We start from the raw sequence: 20321 nt of genomic DNA on the forward strand, positions 1-20321 counted from the left end.
CGTATTCTCCATCGGCACACTACCCTTTCCGGAAAATACTGCTGCTTTTGTATCTGTTATTTTTTTATTATTCCATACACTCGTCAAGGATCTCTGCCATCTTGTCGATATCCTCTTTTGTGATCACAAGAGGAGGAACAAGGCGGAGAACATCACTTCCTGCTGAGATCACCAGAAGGCCCTTTGCAAGAGCTTTTTTCACCACGTCTCCTACCGGACGCCCCTTGATCACGATACCCTGCATGAAACCTTTGCCTCTTCTTGTTTCTGCACAGTCATGCTTTGCAACCAGTTCGTCCAGCTTCTCCTCAAAATACGGAGTAAGTCCCTGCACATGGGAAAGGATCTGATCTTTTTCAAAAATGTCAAATACCTTGCTGACTGCTGCACATACGAAGGGATTTCCACCGTAAGTGGTTCCGTGGTCGCCTGGCTTCAGGGAAGCTGCAGCTGCTTTTTTGTTCAGCACAAAAGCACCTACCGGAACTCCACAGCCAAGTGCTTTGGCACAGGTCATGATATCCGGCTGTACTCCATATGCCTGCCATGCAAAATAATGTCCGGTACGTCCCATACCGCACTGGATCTCGTCCAGGATCAGGATGATATCCTTCTCATCACAAAGCTTACGTAAGCCTTCCAGGAACTCTTTTGTAGCCGGATAAATACCTCCTTCTCCCTGTACGGTCTCGGTGATGATGGCACAGGTCTTATCTGTGATCTGAGCCTTTACACTCTCAAGATCATTGAAATCTGCAAATTTCACCCCACCCATCAGAGGCTCAAAGGGTTCTCTGTAATGTGCATTGCCTGTCACGGAAAGAGCGCCGATGCTGCGGCCGTGGAAGGAATGGTTCATGGCAATGATCTCATGGTCTGCATGGCCATCTCTTTCGTAGGCATATTTCTTGGCAGCCTTCAGAGCACCCTCAATGGCCTCTGTACCACTGTTTGTGAAGAAGGCCTTTTCCATATGGCTTGCCTGTACAAGTTTGGCACCCGCCTCAATGATCGGCTCATTGTAGTACAGGTTGGAAATATGCATCAGCTTGTCGATCTGGGATTTCAGTGCTTCGTCATAGCCCGGATAATGATAGCCCAGGGCATTTACTGCGATACCTGCCGCAAAATCCAGATATTCCTTTCCTTCGGAATCATAGAGGTAACAACCCTCGCCTTTTTCAAAAACTACCGGAAAACGGTTATATGTATGAAGAATACTGGCTTCAGATTCTTCCATCTGTTCATTCATGCTCATTGTAATATTTCTCCCCATCATCTTTTAAAATTGCAGTACCAATACCTTTGTTTGTAAAGATCTCAAGCAGTAAGCTGTGCGGGATCCTTCCATCCAGGATATGAACTCTGTTTACACCATGCTCGATAGCATCGATACAGTTTTTCAGCTTCGGGATCATACCGCCGCCCACAGTACCATCTGAGATCAGATTCTCAGCCTCATCTACACGAAGCTCGGAGATCAGAGTGGAGGGATCATCTGCATCCCTGTAAACGCCCTCAATATCGGACAGGAAGGCAAGCTTCTCTGCCTCAACTGCCTCTGCAATGGCGCAGGCTGCATCGTCCGCATTGATATTGTAGGAATCAAAATTTTCGTCAAAGCCGATCGGGAATACGATCGGAAGGAAATCTCTTTCCAGAAGGTCATGAAGGATCTTCGGATTAACCTTTGTAACCTCACCTACGTAGCCGATGTCTTCGCCTTTGGAAAGCTTCTTTTTGCACTGGAGAAGACCGCCGTCCTTACCGCTGACACCTACAGCCTGTACGCCGAGAGATTCTACCAGAGTAACAAGCTCCTTGTTTACTTTTGCAAGAACCATCTCTGCGATCTCCATAGTGTCTTTGTCCGTTACACGGAGACCGTTTACAAAATGCGGCTCCATGCCGACTTTACCGACCCAGCGGCTGATTTCCTTGCCGCCGCCGTGAACAATGATCGGTTTGAAACCGACTAATTTCAGAAGGACTGCGTCCTTGATGACGTTACGCTTTAATTCTTCATCAAGCATGGCGCTTCCGCCGTATTTGATGACTACGATCTTGCGGTTGAACCGCTGGATGTATGGCAGGGCTTCTATGAGAACCTCTGCTTTGTCAAGATATTTCTGATTTACCATGTGGGTGTCTCCTTTTTTTGAAAAATGATATGGATTGAAAAAGGTTTTGTTGTTGTATGTTGGAGGGATTTCTTTTTTATTATAATTTTGTCTCAGCTGACAGCTGTGGATTTGCGAGGAGGGGAGGCACTCGGAGTTCCGAAGGCCGTTTCCCCTCCTCGCGCTCCTCCCCTCCGGCCACGGGGAACGGGCTGTTGCCCGCGTTGCGGGCAAAGCGCCTGCTGCGGACAGGCTGTCGCAGACAGCCGCTTCCGACGCGCTTTCGCCGAAGGCGAACAGCTCGTCAGTCTGCCTTCGGCGACTGACGTTTAACCCGACATAACTTCCAGGCTCCCGCTCTGAGGGTTCTCACGTTCGTCACTCAGTTTTCATCGACTGAAGTTCAACACGCCTCAACTTCCAGGTTCCCGCACTGCGGGTTCTCACGTTCGTCACTCAGTCTTCGTCAACTACACCTCAACACGCCTCAACTTCCGGGCTCCCGCACTGCGGGTTCTCACGTTCGTCACCCAGTCTTCGTCGACTGAAGTTCTACATGCCACAGCCAAGCGTGCCCAACGGAGGGGGTTCTTAGGGGGAGCGTGCGGGCTTCGCAACTTTGAGCTCGCTCCCCCTAAGGGTTTTCTCAGCTTACAAACTGAAACAAAATCGCAACCAAAATCCAACACAAAAAACATTCTACAAAGCTCTTACATCAAGAACGATAATCCGCATTGATCTTTATGTAATCATAGGTGAGGTCGCATCCCCACGCAGTTGCGGATGCATCTCCCATCTTCATATCCGCGATGGCTGTCACTGCCTCTTCTGAGAGGATCTTAGTTGCTTCCTCTTCGCTGTAGCCTGTAGAAACTCCATTTTCAATGATCTTGATCTTTCCTGCTTTGCTCTCAAAGTAGAGATCTACCTTTTCCGGATCGAACTGGACGCCGGAGTAGCCGAGGGCGCAGAGGATTCTTCCCCAGTTTGCGTCGTGGCCGTAAATGGCTGCCTTTGTTAAGGAAGAGGTTACTACGGATTTACTTAAGGTTACGGCTTCTGCCTTGGTGGCTGCGCCGATGACCTTGACCTCGAAGAGTGCAGTTGCGCCTTCTCCGTCACCTGCGATCTTTTTGGCAAGGGTTGTGTTTACGTAGTTAAGAGCCTTTTTGAACTCTTCATAATCTGCGTTTTTCTCTGTGATCTTCGTATTGCCGGCCTGTCCGTTTGCAAGGAGGAGGACAGTATCGTTTGTGGAGGTATCGCCGTCAACGGATACCATGTTGTAGGTGTCCTTGATATCCTCGCTGAGTGCTTCCTGAAGAAGTTCCTTTGAGATATCCACATCACTGGTGATAAATCCAAGCATCGTGCACATGTTGGGGTGGATCATTCCGGAGCCCTTGCACATACCGCCTACCGTTACGGTTTTTCCACCGATCTCGATCTCTACCGCTGCCTCTTTCTTCTCGGTATCTGTTGTCATGATGGCTTTTGCTGCCTCAAGGCCTGCCTCGCGGCTTCCCGCAAGCTTCGGTGCCATGGCTTTTACTCCGTTTGCGATACGGTCGATGGGAAGCTGCATTCCGATGACACCTGTGGATGCTACCAGTACGCTGTCTTCCGGAATCCCAAGGCTTTCGGATGCTGCCTTGGCTGTTTCCCTGCAATAGCCGAATCCTTCCTCGCCGGTACATGCGTTGGCGATTCCGCTGTTGCAGATCACAGCTCTTGCACCCGGGTGATTATATACAATGTCCTGATCCCATCTTACAGGAGCTGCTTTTACCACATTGGTCGTGAAGGTTCCTGCAGCCACACAGGGAACCTCACTGAATACCATGGCCATATCGGTACGGCCTTTATATTTGATCTCTGCTGCAGTTGACGCTGCCTTAAAACCTTTTGCGGCTGTAACGCCGCCGTCGATGATCTTCATATTATATATCTCCTCTCAATGGTGATGCCAGATCGAATATCGCCGTTCATTCGTTTAAAGTCCTTCGGCATCTCCCATATTTTATTTGTGATCTGCCTGTTTTACGGACACATCGGAATCTGTTTCAGTCCTTCGTTCTCGTCAAATCCAAACATCAGGTTCATGTTCTGAACAGCCTGTCCTGCTGCACCCTTTACCAGGTTGTCGATAGCGCCCATCATGATGACTCTCTTTGTTCTCGGATCGATCTTGAAGTTCACGTCCACAAAATTGCTGCCTTCTACATTTCTTGTCTGCGGGCATACATCCTTGTTCAGGACACGTACAAAGAACTCGTCTTTATAATATTTGTCATAGGCTGCTTTTACTTCCTCGTAGGTAACATCCTTGGTCAGGGAGGCATATGCTGTTACCAGGATTCCACGGTTCATCGGAACAAGATGCGGGGTAAAGTTGATCATCACTTCCTGTCCGCATGCATATCCAAGCTGATCCTCGATCTCCGGTGTATGTCTGTGTGTGGCAACACCGTAAGCTTTGATGCTCTCGTTTACCTCACAGTAGAGATTCGGAACCTTGGCTCCTCTTCCTGCTCCGGAGGTTCCGGACTTGGCATCAATGATAATGGTATTCGGATCAATGAGGCCTTCCTTTAACAGCGGATAAATAGACAGTGTGGAGCATGTCGGATAACATCCCGGGTTGGCGATCAGCCTTGCCTTTTTAATATCCTCACGGTTGATCTCGCAGAGACCATAAACAGCTTCCTCGATAAACTGCGGAGCCTTGTGCTCGATCCCATACCACTTCTCATATTTTTTTACATCTTTAATACGGAAATCTGCGCTTAAGTCGATCACCTTACATTTGGAAAGGATTTCTTCATTAATAAGGGATGCACAAAGGCCCTGTGGTGTTGCGGTAAAGATCACATCCACCTCATCTGCAAGTGCAGCCATGTTGTCATCCATACATTTGGCATCCACCAGCCTGAAAAAGTTCTGATAAATATCTGCATACTGCTGATCTATGTAGCTTCGGGAGCCGAACCATTTGATCTCAACGTCCTTGTGTCCAAGAAGAAGTCTTACGATCTCATTTCCTGCGTATCCTGTCGCACCGATAATTCCTGCTTTAATCATCTTTCACATTCCTCCTCTGCCATTTTCCTACGGCTTAATACACCCTGCAGAAGCGCTTGCTATTCTTATTTATGCCTCTTTTTTATGTCTTCTGATATCTGAACCTTCTGCACAGGTCAGACGGACATCTTAAACCTGTCTGTACTGCCAGCTCATATGTCCATCTTATCAATGGATAGATTATACATCTTCTCTGCATATTATGCAATAGTCATTTTCTTTGATTTTTCACGGTCTTTTCTGTTTTTCCTGTATTTTCTTATAATATCGCCTACTTTTAGATGTATTTTTATGCAAAATTTTTTTCATATTTTTCAAATTATCTCTTGCATATTTATAAAATCTGGTGTATATTAAGCCATGTCGACAGGACAGCCGAAAATTTTGTTTTGTTGTACATGAATATTTATTCACTCTGGTAAAGTTATAAAACAGCATAATTTTTTTCCAGATAACGTAAAAAAATTCACCGTCCCGGAAATGTCCGGAGCGATACAAAATCAAAAAAATCCCAGGAGGACATATATTATGAAAGAAAAAGTTGTTTTAGCGTATTCCGGTGGTCTTGATACCACAGCCCTGATCCCGTGGCTGAAAGAAACCTTTGATTATGACGTTGTCTGCTGCTGTGTAAACTGCGGACAGGGAAACGAGCTGGACGGTCTTGAAGAGAGAGCAAAAATGTCCGGTGCTTCCAAATTATATATCGAGGATATCGTCGATGAGTTCTGCGATGATTTCATCATGCCGTGTGTAGAGGCTGGTGCTGTATACGAGCATTCCTATCTTCTCGGAACTTCCATGGCTCGTCCGGTCATTGCCAAGAAGCTGGTTGAGATCGCACGTAAAGAGGGTGCCGTTGCTATCTGCCATGGTGCTACCGGTAAAGGAAATGACCAGATCCGTTTCGAGCTTGGCATCAAGGCTCTCGCTCCGGACATCAAGATCATTGCTCCATGGCGTATGACAGATCTGTGGACCATGCAGTCCCGTGAAGATGAGATCGAGTTCTGTAAGGCTCATGGCATCACTCTTCCATTTGATGCAAACCACAGCTACAGCCGTGACAGAAACCTCTGGCACATCAGCCATGAGGGACTTGAGCTTGAGGATCCATCCCAGGCTCCGAACTATGATGACATGCTTGTATTAAGTGTAACACCTGAGAAGGCTCCGGATAAAGAAACTGAGATCACCATGACATTCGAGCAGGGTGTTCCGAAAACACTCAACGGAAAAGCAATGAAGGTTTCCGAGATCATCACAGAGCTGAACAAGCTTGGCGGTGAGAACGGCATCGGTATCGTTGACATTGTTGAGAACCGTGTTGTTGGTATGAAATCCCGTGGCGTTTATGAAACTCCTGGCGGAACGATCCTGATGGCAGCACATGACCAGCTTGAGGAGCTGATCCTTGACCGTGAGACAATGGAAGCCAAGAAAAAGCTTGGCAGCCAGTTTGCACAGGTTGTTTACGAAGGAAAATGGTACACACCTCTCCGTGAGGCTATCCAGGCATTTGTTGAGTCCACTCAGAAATATGTTACCGGTGAGGTTAAATTCAAGCTTTACAAAGGAAACATCATCAAGAATGGTACAACCTCTCCGTACAGCCTTTACAATGAGTCTCTTGCTTCCTTCACAACCGGTGATATGTATGATCATCATGATGCAGACGGATTCATCACTCTGTTCGGTCTGCCGCTGAAGGTTCGTGCCATGAAGCTTGCAGAAGTTAAGAATAACCAGAATCAGAACTAATTTTGTTGAACATTGTTCCGACAGATCATAAAAATGCCCCGGGAAGCTATATAAGTTCCCCGGGGTCTTTTGTTATATACTGCTTTGATCACATAATACCTAATAAACGAAAGGATTTTTTATCATGAACTCACAGAAAATGCCTCTGAAAAATTCTCTCTGCCTGCTTCTGGCCGCAACGATCTGGGGAATCGCCTTTGTTGCCCAGAGTGTGGGCATGGAATATGTCGGCCCCTTCACCTTCAACGGCGTCCGTTCCCTGATCGGCGCCGCTGTCCTGGTTCCGGTGCTCTTTATCCTGAACCGTTCCGGAAATAAATCCTCTGCTGCCACAGACTCCGCAATACCGGAATCCTCATCAACACCTTCAGAAAAAGCTGTATCCCCCACGCCATATAACAGCCGTGACCTGTGGCTGGGCGGCATTGCCTGCGGATTTGCTCTTTTTGCTGCCAGCAACTTCCAGCAGTTTGGCATCCAGTACACAACAGTAGGAAAAGCCGGCTTCATCACCGCCTGTTACATTGTCATCGTCCCGATCATTGGAATTTTCCTGAAAAAGAAATGCAGTCCCTTTATATGGGCAGCCGTTGTCATGGCACTGGTCGGACTTTATCTTCTCTGCATCACAGACGGATTTTCCATTGGCCTCGGAGATATTCTGGTGCTGGTATGTGCTTTTCTCTTTTCCCTGCACATTCTGGTGATTGACTATTTTTCCCCGAAGGCAGACGGTGTAAAGCTTTCCTGTATCCAGTTTCTTGTCTGCGGGATCCTGTCCATGATCCCGGCACTTATTCTGGAACATCCGCAGATTTCTTCCATTCTCACTGCCTGGCTGCCGATCCTGTATGCCGGTGTGATGTCCTGCGGTGTTGCCTACACCCTGCAGGTCGTAGGCCAGAAAAATGTGAATCCCACCGTTGCTTCTCTGATCCTTTCTCTTGAATCCTGCATCTCCGTGCTTGCAGGCTGGGTGCTCCTGGATCAAAAGCTTTCCATAAAAGAGCTTCTTGGATGTGTCATCATGTTTGCAGCCATCATCCTGGCCCAGCTGCCGGAAAAAAAATAAGTAAAAAACAGGCAGCCGGTTTGGTATTTTACCTTCCGGCTGCCTGTCTGCATGTTTCTTATTCTGCTGTTTCTTCCTTCTTAACGAAGTTATTATAATGTGCCTTGATCTTCTCAAAGCTCTCCTGGCTGATGTCATGCTCCATCTTGCAGGCATCCTCCATTGCAATCTCTGCCGAAACCCCAAGTCCTTCCAGCATCCTGGCAAGAACAATGTGACGCTCATAAATCTGATTGGCGATCTCCGCCCCCTTCTCCAGAAGTGTCACGGTACCGTAACGGTCCATGGCAATATAACCATCCTCACGAAGAAGCTTCATTGCGTGACTGACGCTTGGCTTGGAAACACCAAGTCTGGTCGCAATATCAATGGAACGAACTCCTCCTCCTTTTTTGGATAAAACCAGAATTGATTCAAGATAATCCTCCGCTGACTGTCTGATCTCCATATAAAATCCTCCCTGCAAAAATTTAACTCTATATAGACCCTCTAAAGGGACCTGAATCCCATTCTTTCCCTGTTCTACAGGCGAATATTAACTTTTAATATACCGCTTAAAGGATGTTGTGTCAAGCATTTCGCACATGTTTATCTTGACATTAAAAATAATTTCCCCGATAATAGTAGCTGAACAATATATCTGTTCTATAGCAGCCCGGAATCCTTTCCAGTAGTGCTGTCTTTTGAACAGTAAAGAAAGGAGATTTTTTATGCTCAAAACCCTTCTGGCCCAGGTCAGGGAGTTTAAAAAGGCATCGTTTCTCACGCCTTTTTTCATGATCCTGGAAGTTCTCTTTGAAACTCTGATCCCCCTGGCCATGGCTTCCATCATTGATAAGGGTGTGGAAGCCGGAAATATCGGCCATATCTATCGGATGGGTGCAGTCATGGTAGCTCTTGCCCTGTGCGGACTCTGGTCCGGCGTCATGGGAGGAAAATACGGAGCACTGGCCTCCACAGGCTTTGCCAGAAACCTCCGAAAAGCCATGTACACCAACATCCAGACCTTTTCTTTTTCCAACATCGACAAATACAGCACTGCCGGCCTGATCACCCGTCTTACCACAGATGTGACCAACCTGCAGAACGCTTATCAGATGATCCTTCGTATGTGTACCCGTGCACCGGCCAGTCTGATCTGTGCCATGGTCATGGCATTTCTTATCAATGCAAAGCTTGCAAGCATCTACCTTGTCGCTGTTATCTTCCTGGGAGGCTGTCTGATCTTTATCATGAGAAAAGCAACGGTATATTTTCAGGCCGTATTCCGTAAATATGACGACCTGAACGCAAGTGTCCAGGAAAACATCGGCGCTGTACGCGTGGTCAAGGCCTATGTCCGCGAAGACTACGAGATCAGCAAATTCCAGAAAGCCTGCAACAAAGTATACGAAATGTTCTTAAGTGCTGAGAAGATCGTTGTCATGAACATGCCCCTGATGCAGTTTACCGTTTATGCCTGTATCCTGGGGATCAGCTGGCTCGGCGCCAAAATGATCGTAGGCAGCTCCCTTACTACCGGTGAGCTTATGAGCCTTCTCACCTACTGCATGAACATTCTCATGAGCCTTATGATGCTTTCCATGGTTTTTGTTATGGTAACAATGAGTATTGCCAGCGCAGAGCGTGTTACGGAAGTCATCAATGATACTGCTGACATCACAGATCCGGAGGATCCGGTAACAGATGTCCCGGACGGAAGTATCGTCTTCGATCATGTGAATTTCAGCTATAAGAAAGACAGTCAGGAACCCGTTCTGAAAGATATCAATCTCTCGATCCGTTCCGGCGAGACCATAGGGATCATCGGCGGTACCGGAAGTGCAAAATCCAGCCTTGTCAACCTGATCAGCCGTCTTTATGACGTAACGGATGGTTCTGTTTCCGTAGGAGGCATCGATGTCCGTAAATACCATCTGGAATCTCTCAGAAATCAGGTTTCCGTTGTTCTTCAGAAGAATGTACTCTTCTCAGGAACCATTCTGGAAAATCTCCGCTGGGGTGACAAAAATGCCACAGAGGAGGAATGCCGCCGCGCATGCCAGCTTGCCTGTGCCGATGATTTCATCGAAAAAATGCCGGACAAATACAATACCTTCATTGAACAGGGCGGCTCCAATGTTTCCGGAGGCCAGAAGCAGCGTCTCTGTATTGCCCGCGCTCTTCTGAAGAAGCCGAAGATACTGATCCTGGATGACTCCACCAGTGCGGTAGATACTGCCACAGATGCAAGGATCCGCCGTGCCTTTGCCGAGGAGATCCCGGATACCACCAAGCTGATCATCGCACAGCGTGTTTCCAGCATCCAGAACGCGGACCGGATCATCGTTATGGATAACGGTGAGATCAACGGTTTTGGTACCCACGAGGAGCTTCTTAAGACCAACGCCATTTATCAGGAAGTATTTCATTCACAGACCGGCGGCGCCGGTGATTTTGACGAGGGAGGTGAGCCGGCTTGAAAAAACAGAACATGAAAGGCCCGGGCGGTCCTGGCCCAAGGGGTATGGGAACACCGGAGCAGCAGGGAAAGCTTCTGGGACGCCTTGCCCGTTATATCTTTAAAAACTACAGTATCCATATCGTGATCGTGGTGATCTGCATTTTTGTCAGTGTTCTTGCCAATGTACAGGGAACCATGTTCATGAAAACCCTGATCGACCAGTATATCACACCGCTTCTCTCAGCAGATACACCGGATTTCGGGCCTCTGGCTGCAGCCATCGCACGTGTGGCATGCTTTTACGCCATTGGTGTTATTGCCACCTATACTTATAACCGTATCATGATCAATGTTTCCCAGGGAACCTTACGTAACCTCCGAAACGATATGTTTGCAACGATGGAAACGCTTCCCATCAAATATTTTGACACTCACGCACACGGCGATATCATGTCCATCTACACCAACGACATTGATACCCTGCGCCAGATGATCAGCCAGAGCTTTCCGCAGCTGCTTTCCAGTGTGATCACCATCGTCAGTGTTCTTGTAAGTATGCTGATCCTGAATGTTCCGCTTACTGTAGTTACCCTGCTTATGGTTGCCATTATGATGACTGCCAGCCGGAAGCTTGCAGGCTTAAGCGGAAAATATTTCCTGGAGCAGCAGACCAACCTTGGTATTGTCAATGGTTATATCGAAGAGATGATGGAGGGTCAGAAGGTTGTCAAGGTCTTCTGCCATGAGGACGAAAGCATCCGGAAATTCGATGAACTGAACGACCAGCTTTTCACCAGCGCAGACAATGCAAACCGTTTTGCCAACATCCTGATGCCTGTGGTCGCACAGCTTGGAAATGTCAGCTATGTGATCTGCGCCATGGTGGGCGGTATCCTTGCTATCAACGGCATCGGCAGCTTCACACTTGGCGGGCTTGCCAGCTTCCTGACCTTCAATAAGAGCTTCAACATGCCTATCAACCAGGTCAGCCAGCAGTTCAACAGTATTGTTATGGCTCTTGCAGGTGCAAAACGTATCTTTGATCTTCTGGATGAAAAACCGGAAGTGGATGAAGGCTACGTTACTCTCGTCAATGCAAAAGAGGAAAACGGTGTTCTTACCGAATCCGACAAACGTACCGGCCGCTGGGCATGGAAGCATTTCCACAAAGCTGAGGGTACCACTGATTATATCGAGCTGAAGGGTGATATGGTCCTGGAGGATGTAGACTTTGGTTATAATTCCAACAAGATCGTTCTCCATGACATCAACATGTATGCACAGCCAGGCCAGAAGATCGCTTTTGTAGGCTCTACCGGCGCCGGAAAAACCACCATCACCAATCTTCTGAACCGTTTTTACGACATTCAGAAGGGTAAGATCCGTTATGACGGCATCAACATCACCAAGATCAAAAAAGATGATCTCAGACGCTCCATGGGCATCGTTCTTCAGGATACCAACCTGTTCACAGCAACCGTTATGGAAAATATCCGCTACGGAAAGCTGGATGCCACAGATGAGGAGGTTATCGCAGCAGCAAAGCTTGCCAACGCCGACGGTTTCATCCGCAGGCTTCCGCAGGGTTATAATACCCTTCTCCGCGGAAACGGTGCAAACTTAAGTCAGGGCCAGCGACAGCTTCTCTCCATTGCCCGTGCAGCCGTCGCAGACCCACCCGTCCTAATCCTGGACGAGGCCACCAGCTCCATTGATACCCGTACCGAAAAGCTTGTACAGGATGGTATGGATAAGCTGATGGAAGGCAGGACGACCTTTGTGATCGCCCACAGACTTTCCACAGTACGCAACAGTGACTGCATCATGGTCCTGGAGCAAGGACACATCATCGAGCGTGGTTCCCACGAGGAGCTGCTTGCACAGAAGGGCCGGTATTATCAGCTGTATAACGGCTGATCCAGGCTCACAGTTATTTTCGATCTAAAATATTCAATACCAAAAACATGCAGGGTGTATCTTTTCTGATAGTCCTGCATGTTTTTTTATGCTATAATCTTTGATTGAAATCTATTTTTGCGGAAAGGAGTCTCCGTATTTTTATATATGAAACAAACTGAAGAATATTACTACGGCAAAATGTCGAAAGATAAACAAAACGTGTACCGTGCAATGCTTCACGGGCTTATGGAGCTTTCCGACGAGTTCCTGATCCCGCAGGTACCAACCACCGATGGAAACTGGCTCTATGATGTATTTTTCCAGCTTCGTCTGGATCACCCGGAGATTTTCTGGGCTGTGGGGTTTAAATACCGTTATTACAAGGACTCGCCAAATCTGATACTGATTCCTGAATATATCTTCGACAAAAATAAAATCCGGGAGCAACAGAAAGCCCTGGGAGCCCGCGTAGACAAGCTTGTGCGCACCGCCATGAAGTTTTCCGAGTGGGATAAGGAAAAATATGTCCATGACTTCATCTGCGAAAATATCCGCTACGACAAGCTGAAAAAGCCATATTCCCACGAGATCATCGGGCCTCTGGGCCATGGTGTCGGTGTCTGCGAGGGAATTGCCAAATCTGTAAAGGTCCTCTGTGATACTCTCGGTGTGTGGTGTATTATCGCCATCTGTGGGAACAATCCGGAAAAAGGGATCAAATACCGTCATACCTGGAACATTGTCCGGATCAACGGACAGTACTATCATCTGGATGCCACCTTCGATAATACTTTGGGCAAAAACGAAGACGGCTCAACCAGTATCCGTTACGATTATTTTAATCTGGATGACAAAAACATCTTCCGTGACCATGAACCACTGATCGCTCCGGCACCTCGCTGCCCGGATGGAAACCACTTTTATTACCGCGAGAAAAAGCTGTCCTTCACCAAATTGGAAGACGTATACAAACGTGCCCTCCAGGCCGCAAAAAAAGACCGCGAATTCACCTTTCACTGGCGAGGCGGATATCTCACCCGCGAAGTCCTCGCAGACCTTGTAGATCAGATCCAGGCCGCAGGAAAGACACGGGACAAAAAAGCCATCATCACACTCAACTGGCCTCAGGCTGTACTGCGATTTCATTTTACGGAACAGCAGGCGGAAGGGAAGGTGTTTATTGAGGAAGTGAATGAAGGGGAGAAACTGTAACGTCATTTAAGAAATTCGATAGAGTCAAAATGCCACATATCATTATGCATATGTGGCATTTTTCTGTGAATATAATTCTAAAAATTAAAAGACTTTCCATAAATCAGATTTATAGAAAGCCTCTTGATCACTGCGGATAACAGGACTTGAACCTGCACGGTTGCCCACTGGTACCTAAAACCAGCGCGTCTGCCAATTCCGCCATATCCGCATATTCAATTATATTATCATCCTGTCTGATGATAAAAAAATAACGGAAAGCAAATGCTTTCCGCTAATGAGGCATCGGGGATTCGAACCCCGGACAACTTGATTAAAAGTCAAGTGCTCTACCGACTGAGCTAATACCCCATAAAAAGGACTGGGCTAGCTGGATTCGAACCAGCGAATGCAGCAGTCAAAGTGCTGTGCCTTACCGCTTGGCGATAGCCCAATGGGCGAAGGGTGGATACAGGGATTCGAACCCTGGGCCTCCAGAGCCACAATCTGGCGCGCTAACCAACTGCGCTATACCCACCACAACGTGCCTGAAGGGATTCGAACCCCCGACCCACGGCTTAGAAGGCCGTTGCTCTATCCAGCTGAGCTACAGACACATGCTCTCTTCTCAGAGAAGCGGGTGATGGGAATCGAACCCACGTATCCAGCTTGGAAGGCTGGTGTTCTACCATTGAACTACACCCGCATGCTTGCGGTAATAAGTTTACAGCAGTCGGGGTGACAGGATTCGAACCTGCGGCCTCCTGGTCCCAAACCAGGCGCTCTAGCCAAACTGAGCCACACCCCGATGTACCATTTACTTATGGTTTTTATTAAGTTGTTGTCGTCTTCGTTTGTGTTTCGTTTCCTGCCTGACGACAAGTGATATTATATTATAGCAATCTACAAATGTCAACACCTTTTTTGAATTTTTTTAAAAAAACTTTTTTTCACGTTTTTTCCGCCTATTTAAAGGTTTTCTTGTCATTTGCGACTGGCTTATGGTATCATGAAACCATAATTAAAGTCAAGAAAAAAAAGCAAATAATAAGGAGATGTTTTTACATGGATATAAAATTATTTCAGCAGAAGCTTAATGACATCTGTGCCATCGCTGAGGAAAACAATAAGCAGCTCTCACAGCAGCAGATCCGTAACCATTTCGATGAATCGGATCTAAGCACTTCACAGCTTGTAAAGATCCTGCAGTATCTCAAATTAAAAGGGATCACCATCGAAGGCGCCGATGAAGGCACCGGTGCTGCTAGAGCAGATGCTGTTTCATCCGAATCCAGCGACAAGGAAGAGCTTCCGGGTACCCGTGCTGCTCTTACTGCCGAAGAACAGGCTTATCTCAGTGACTATATGGAAAGCTTTTCCCCGGAAGGACTTGATCCGGATGATCTCGCGTCCCTCTTTCAAGCCTTTGCAAAGGGCGACACTGCTGCCGAAGGTGCACTGACACAGTTCTACATGGCTCAGGCAGCCCAGATGGCCGCTGAACTGAACTGTGAGGAAATCCACCTGGCCGATCTCATTCAGGAGGCAAATCTGGCCCTTCTGGCGTCTCTCAAAGAGACTGCCCCACAGGAGAAAAACGATACCTGGATGCGTGGTCGTATCCGCAGTGGGATCCTCCATGCCATTGAGGAACAGACACAGCAGAAATTCCGTGACGACTATCTGGTATCCAAGGTAGAAAACCTGGAGGCTGCGGTTAAAGAACTCACAGACGATGATGACGCCACCAAATTCACCATTGATGAGCTTGCCGTGATCCTGGATATGAATGTGGATGAGATCCGGGATGTACTTCGCCTTACCGGAGATGATAAATAAAGCTTTCTTCATATTCTTCACAAAAACGGGTCTGACATAGCTTGTCAGACCCGTAATCTTAATATTCTTTATGCTTTTTCTTCCCGTTTCAGCTCCGCCGGTTCTGCCAGATGGATCTTTCCTTCCCGAAATATGTGGATAAATACCTCCGCCATATCCGGATCGAACTGTTTTCCTTCCTCTTCTCTTATGATCCGAAGAGCTTTTTCCACTGGCATCAGTTCTTTATAACAACGTTTGGATGTCATGGCATCAAAGGAATCTGCGATGCAGAGGATCCTTGCAGATGCCGGGATATCTTCTCCCGCGATCCTCCTTGGATAGCCGTTTCCGTCATAACGTTCGTGATGACCAATAACCGCAGGGATAACATAATCCAGCGACGGAAGGTGACGGATGATCCCGATGGACGCTTCCACATGACCTTTCATGATCTCATACTCTTCATCCGTAAGCTTGCCTTCTTTATTCAGGATATGCTCCGGGATCCCGATCTTTCCAACATCATGAAGAAGCGCCGCCTGACGGATGATCTCCACCATTTCCGTTGTATAGTTCAGCGCCTTCGCAAGACTTGTTGCGTAATAAGCCACATTGTTGGAATGTCCGAAGGTATAATGATCTTTGGTATCAATGGCTGCAGTCAGCGCATAGATCGTGGATTCATAGGACTGATAAATATGTTCATGATCGGATTTCTTACCCGCATTTTCTTCATCCAGGCTTTCCTTCAGCATGGTGTCAAAAATCTCGATGCCGTTTTTACCGCTGCGCTTTACATGATATACTGCCAGGTCCGCATTATCCAAGAGCTCCTTTGCTGAGCGTGCCGCATAAGGCGCCGCACTGATCCCCACGCTTACCGTAAGGATCTTCAGCTTGTAGTCTGCAGAATCGTTGCGCATATGCAGGATCTGCTTCTGTATGGATTCTGCCAGATTTCTGGCGGAAAAAACATCGTAATTTGGCATCAGGACCGCAAATTCCTTGGCACTGTGACGTGCCACATATCCCTGTTCTCCCACACTTGCCTGGATGATATCTGCCACCTTTCGAAGTGCAACATCTCCCTGCTGATTTCCGTACAGCTGATTGTACAGCTTGAAATCATCAATATTGAACAGGATCAGTGCAAGCGAACCCTCTTTATTTTTTTCGTATTCCTCATCCAGGATCTCATAAAAATATTTCCGGTTCAGAAGGCCCGTCAGTTCATCGGTCCTTGCCTCAGTCCATGCCGCCTCATAAAGTCTGGCATTTTTGATGGCAATGGAAGCTACTGAGCTGACCGAAGACAGCATGGCAAGGTCATTATGGTTCAGATTCCTGTGTCCGTCACCGGAAATCGCAATGATCCCGGCCAGATCATCATTTTGTCGAAGACCTGCACAGTATTCGATACCCAGCTCTGAAAACATATGTTTCTCCGACTCCCACATGGATTTGTAGGCTGTGGAAGAACGAAAATCCCGGATCACCACACAGTCCTCATTTCTGGTAAGCCAGGTGACCACCGGATTATCCGCTTTCAGCGAAAAGGTCAGATCGTTCAACGGACGGTTGCTGTAAACAGCCTGATATTCCCCTGATTTTTTGTCTCTCAGACAAATATAGATCCGTCCTGCATTGGTAGTTTCCTTCAGCACATTTACCGTATTGCGCAGGATCTCTCCTACCCGGAGTGTCCTGGATACTGACTGGCTGAAATCTTTCAGCTCCTGAGACTGCTGGATCTCTTTTTTGATAAAAACATTGTTCATCAGACATTTCCACAGCACTGTGACCAGCCATGCAGATATGAGAAAAACGAAAGAAAAGATCAGCACATGATACTCACTGGCTGCAGGGAGCAACATTCGGATATAACTCATCAGGTACGGTGAAAGATTGATAAACAGTACTACCGTCAGGACCACGCCCACACCAAAGCAAACCCCATCTGACGCAAGACGGCGCATCTGGAACAGCCGTCTTCTGGTCAGTGCATAAAGCATCAGGACAGCATTGATCAGACCACTGACAATATCGATGGGGAATCCGGAAAATGCCGGCACTGCCAGCGCAAGGTTTCCCACAAAAATGATCAGTATCCCCACAAGGATCGGTTCGATCTGTTTGCGGTATCCGGGATGTCTCCGGCATCCGCGGTACATGGTAATAAAGATCTGGATAATGGTGATCCCTGCTACCACAAAGAACAGAAGGAACCAGGGTGTGATCTTATAAACAAAATGCGCACCACCGTTTTTACGGATCAGATCTGGCCAGCGCAGGATGATCCCGCCCGGGATGTTGATCACAAAAAGCAGCAGCATCAAAAGCAATGGGATCTTGCTTTTTCTGCCCATACGCACTCCCATGAATTCACTGATGAACACATAGTAAAAATATGGCAGAAACAGGATTCCTGCCAGAGACACATAATACCACAGGATATAAGAGGGTCCTGCTTCCATACGCATCAGAAAAGAGCCCAGCGTCCAGCAGAGCATTCCTCCCAGCACACACATGAAACTGTTGATGATCCGGCTGCGCTTACCAGCCAGAAGAGTCAGTATCATAAATGTATAGAAAAAAACTGAAATGATTGAAAATGATATATAGCTTTCCATAGTTACTTCCTCATATTCCCGAATCCGATCTCATCCTGCAGTCTCAAAAGTTCCGCCACCTCATAATAAGGAGTGCTCATATGCCGTGGTTTCCGTCCTTTTCTGGACTCATACAGATGAAAGGTACCACAGCGCAGGATGGTCACCACAAGGGGATCCATTCCCAGGATTTTCTTCAGATCCCGGTAATCCTGATCGATATATTTGAAATACGTGGTCAGAAGTTCTTTCAGAATATCCGTGCTCATAGCCTGATACATCAGCGCTTCTTTTTTTACTTCTATATAAAGATGCAGATATGGGCGTTTTTTCTCATTATATTCTTTCACTGCGATCCAATCCGTAACCGGCTGCCCGGACAGCTGGATCACACTTTTGATACCATTTTCCGAAATCCTGGTAAAGCCTGCGATATTAATGATCCACGGAACACGGTCTATGTACTCAAATCTTGGGATCTGTGTCCGGTCCTCCTGGTTGGTAAGACCCACGCACCGATACATATCTCCCACACGGTACCTGGCAAAGGCTCCGCCCTTCAGCACAGTGATCACAAGCTCATATTTCTCCCCGGGAACAACCTCATCCATAAGATAGGTCGGAGGAGTGAACGTGGGATCCTCATAATTATGGAGCATATCCTTTTCGGTGATAAATTCATAAAAGCAGGTATCCGGGAAAAAGTACATTCCGTTCCTGGTCCAGGTCTCGGTTCCTATAATGGAAGGTTCCGTTCCTGCAAAAAGCTCCATGGGCCGAACTCCCCACATTTCCTCCAGATCATCCTTATAGCACTGGTTGTCGGTTCCTGCCACCATAAATCCCTTCAGGTGAAAAAGGTCTTTCGGAAGAAGCTCCCGTTTCTCCTTCTTACAGATCTTTTTGGCATTCAGGATCCTTTTCAGCATCTTTGGTTTATACTGCAGAAGTTCCGAAAAGGAGATTTTGCTTTTTCCTGATGATACGCTTCCGGTGAGGCTCTGGCTTACTGCATAGGCCACACTTCCAAGTCCGAAGAAAAATTCCACGTCCTGTTTCATGGCCATCTTGAAGCCCTCTTTATTCCGCTCACCAAAGCTCATATTTACCGCATCTTCCACTTCCGGAAGAAAACGGATGTCGATGTCCTCTTTCAGCGCCAGTGGAAAAAGGCCGGTAGCAAAAGGCAGCGGTGCCAGTCCGTAAAGGATCTTGTCTGTTTCCTCCACATCAAATTTGCCCTTTTCACGGCTTGTAGCCAATATGAGGCAGGCAACTACATTGTTCCTGTAGGTATCCAGCATACTTCTTGTGTATGGTGCTACCTTTATCGGATGGCGTCCGCCTTCCCAGGTCGTCTGTATCCAGATGATCGGATTCCCCGGAAGAGTTTCACTTCTCTTCTGGAGGAGCATATCCGCATAATCCTCATAAGTGGTAAGAGGTACCAGCCGACGGAACTCGTCGATCCCGGATGGTCTCCTGCCCTTCAGAATGCTTTTGCCCAGTTCACAGTCTGACCAGAGCTGGATCTGCTCTTCCATCAGGCGATTCTGGATCTTCATGTAATCCTGCATTGTCAGATCAAGAAATCCGCAATATTCTTTCCAGATAGCATCATACTGCTGTTTTCGAAGCTTTTCGCCAAGACTCACCGCCTTTTCCCCCCTTTTCGCCATGTTTTTATGCAGGCAGCTGTACTGTTTCGGTCTGGGATCAGAAAGGGAGTTGTCTGCTGATACGCTCCGTAATTACTGAATGTTTCCGGAAACACGATCCTGTCCTGGTAAAAAATGTACAATATATTCCACACGATAAGGACCCCAAAAGCCCCCATTGCCTTCCCGGATCCCAGAAATCCGGCCAGGCAAAAATAAAATCCGGCGAACCACAGAACGCCAGGATGTCGGCAGAGTGCATAAACACCCCCTGTATAGGCCAGCCTTTCATGATTTTCTTTGACATATGTCTCATCAAAGGGCAGCGCAAAAAACAATGTATAGATCAACAGTCCCAGAAACAGGATCGCTGCTGTCAGAAAAACAGCAGAAATAAAAAAAGAACTTCCCCGCCGCGGCCAGCAGCTCCGGATCACCAGACCTGTTGACACTGCGATCAGGAAACATCCTATGCTAAAAAACGGATGAAGAAAGCTTTTTTTCAATCGGATACTGTTATGATCATACAGGAAGCAGCATAAAAAGCCGATACTCCCTATAATAACCGCAGTCATGCGTATTTTCCCCCTTCATTTATGTAAAGCGGACCTTCTCATTCCGCTCTGCTGCATTCTCAGGAACGAGACCCATTCATGGTCAGTACCC

General features: G+C 47.4%; 14 protein-coding genes and 7 tRNA genes. 6 read left to right on the top strand and 15 right to left on the bottom strand.

What is annotated here, in order from left to right; translation table 11 throughout:
* Window positions 1-67: 67 nt before the first annotated feature.
* The 4 genes from DW694_RS07605 to argC all read right to left on the bottom strand — a co-directional run bounded on the left by DW694_RS07605 (window position 68) and on the right by argC (window position 5201).
* Window positions 68-1258 (bottom strand): aspartate aminotransferase family protein, encoded by a 1191-nt coding sequence (locus tag DW694_RS07605; RefSeq protein WP_022426394.1) that lies wholly within the window; start codon window positions 1256-1258, stop codon window positions 68-70.
* Complete coding sequence (argB, locus tag DW694_RS07610; protein ID WP_022426393.1) at window positions 1245-2141, bottom strand: acetylglutamate kinase; 897 nt, start codon at window positions 2139-2141, stop codon at window positions 1245-1247. The genes DW694_RS07605 and argB overlap by 14 nt, the downstream gene beginning before the upstream one ends.
* Before the next feature lie 694 nt (window positions 2142-2835).
* A complete protein-coding gene (gene argJ, locus DW694_RS07615) occupies window positions 2836-4059 on the bottom strand; it encodes a bifunctional glutamate N-acetyltransferase/amino-acid acetyltransferase ArgJ (protein ID WP_118752793.1) in 1224 nt (407 codons plus the stop codon).
* Between the two features lie 101 nt (window positions 4060-4160).
* Complete coding sequence (gene argC / locus DW694_RS07620) at window positions 4161-5201, bottom strand: N-acetyl-gamma-glutamyl-phosphate reductase (protein WP_110103318.1); 1041 nt, start codon at window positions 5199-5201, stop codon at window positions 4161-4163.
* A gap of 528 nt (window positions 5202-5729) precedes the next feature.
* Between argC and DW694_RS07625 the strand changes: the two genes are divergently transcribed.
* Together DW694_RS07625 and DW694_RS07630 are read left to right on the top strand one after the other, a co-directional pair.
* A complete protein-coding gene (locus DW694_RS07625; protein ID WP_110103316.1) occupies window positions 5730-6962 on the top strand; it encodes an argininosuccinate synthase in 1233 nt (410 codons plus the stop codon).
* A 124-nt stretch (window positions 6963-7086) separates the two neighbouring features.
* Window positions 7087-8034, top strand: a complete 948-nt coding sequence (locus DW694_RS07630) for a DMT family transporter (RefSeq protein WP_182465485.1) — start codon at window positions 7087-7089, stop codon at window positions 8032-8034.
* A 58-nt stretch (window positions 8035-8092) separates the two neighbouring features.
* On the opposite strand, the gene DW694_RS07635 is transcribed toward DW694_RS07630, so the two are convergent.
* Window positions 8093-8482, bottom strand: a complete 390-nt coding sequence (locus tag DW694_RS07635) for a metal-dependent transcriptional regulator (RefSeq protein WP_118752794.1) — start codon at window positions 8480-8482, stop codon at window positions 8093-8095.
* Between the two features lie 262 nt (window positions 8483-8744).
* Here DW694_RS07635 and DW694_RS07640 point away from each other — a divergent pair, with 262 nt between their 5' ends.
* The 3 genes from DW694_RS07640 (at window position 8745) to DW694_RS07650 (ending at window position 13588) form a co-directional block, all read left to right on the top strand.
* Window positions 8745-10496, top strand: a complete 1752-nt coding sequence (locus DW694_RS07640; protein ID WP_118368619.1) for an ABC transporter ATP-binding protein — start codon at window positions 8745-8747, stop codon at window positions 10494-10496.
* A gap of 11 nt (window positions 10497-10507) precedes the next feature.
* Entirely contained in the window at window positions 10508-12394 is a 1887-nt protein-coding gene (locus tag DW694_RS07645) for an ABC transporter ATP-binding protein (protein WP_118752823.1), read from the top strand.
* A 201-nt stretch (window positions 12395-12595) separates the two neighbouring features.
* Complete coding sequence (locus DW694_RS07650; protein WP_353615805.1) at window positions 12596-13588, top strand: transglutaminase domain-containing protein; 993 nt, start codon at window positions 12596-12598, stop codon at window positions 13586-13588.
* A gap of 131 nt (window positions 13589-13719) precedes the next feature.
* Here the strand turns inward: DW694_RS07650 and DW694_RS07655 are convergent.
* From DW694_RS07655 to DW694_RS07685, 7 genes are all read right to left on the bottom strand, one after another.
* A tRNA-Leu gene (locus DW694_RS07655) sits at window positions 13720-13799 on the bottom strand.
* A 67-nt stretch (window positions 13800-13866) separates the two neighbouring features.
* Window positions 13867-13939 (bottom strand) — tRNA-Lys (locus tag DW694_RS07660).
* 10 nt (window positions 13940-13949) lie between these two features.
* Window positions 13950-14021: transfer RNA gene (locus DW694_RS07665), tRNA-Gln, on the bottom strand.
* A gap of 10 nt (window positions 14022-14031) precedes the next feature.
* A tRNA-His gene (locus tag DW694_RS07670) sits at window positions 14032-14105 on the bottom strand.
* Window positions 14106-14110: 5 nt separating this feature from the next.
* Window positions 14111-14184, bottom strand: a tRNA-Arg gene (locus tag DW694_RS07675).
* Window positions 14185-14202: 18 nt separating this feature from the next.
* Window positions 14203-14273: transfer RNA gene (locus tag DW694_RS07680), tRNA-Gly, on the bottom strand.
* Between the two features lie 27 nt (window positions 14274-14300).
* Window positions 14301-14375, bottom strand: a tRNA-Pro gene (locus tag DW694_RS07685).
* Window positions 14376-14632: 257 nt separating this feature from the next.
* Here DW694_RS07685 and DW694_RS07690 point away from each other — a divergent pair.
* On the top strand, window positions 14633-15406 hold the full coding sequence (locus DW694_RS07690) for a hypothetical protein (RefSeq protein WP_118752796.1): 774 nt from the start codon (window positions 14633-14635) through the stop codon (window positions 15404-15406).
* A 68-nt stretch (window positions 15407-15474) separates the two neighbouring features.
* Here DW694_RS07690 and DW694_RS07695 read toward each other — a convergent pair whose 3' ends face one another.
* Genes DW694_RS07695 through DW694_RS07705 form a run of 3 tightly spaced genes read right to left on the bottom strand, consistent with a single transcriptional unit; the run spans window position 15475 to window position 20230 of the window.
* Window positions 15475-18018: an HD domain-containing phosphohydrolase gene (locus DW694_RS07695; RefSeq protein ID WP_118752797.1), complete on the bottom strand. Its 2544-nt coding sequence runs from the start codon at window positions 18016-18018 to the stop codon at window positions 15475-15477.
* A gap of 2 nt (window positions 18019-18020) precedes the next feature.
* The gene (locus DW694_RS07700; protein WP_118752798.1) at window positions 18021-19652 is read right to left on the bottom strand and encodes a GH3 auxin-responsive promoter family protein; all 1632 of its coding nucleotides are present in this window, start codon (window positions 19650-19652) and stop codon (window positions 18021-18023) included.
* Entirely contained in the window at window positions 19649-20230 is a 582-nt protein-coding gene (locus DW694_RS07705) for a hypothetical protein (protein WP_118752799.1), read from the bottom strand. The genes DW694_RS07700 and DW694_RS07705 overlap by 4 nt, the downstream gene beginning before the upstream one ends.
* Window positions 20231-20321 lie beyond the last annotated feature (91 nt).

Origin of the sequence: Ruminococcus sp. AM26-12LB (genome assembly GCF_003480785.1) — a bacterium.
Classification (GTDB): Bacteria; Bacillota; Clostridia; order Lachnospirales; family Lachnospiraceae; genus Blautia_A; species Blautia_A fusiformis.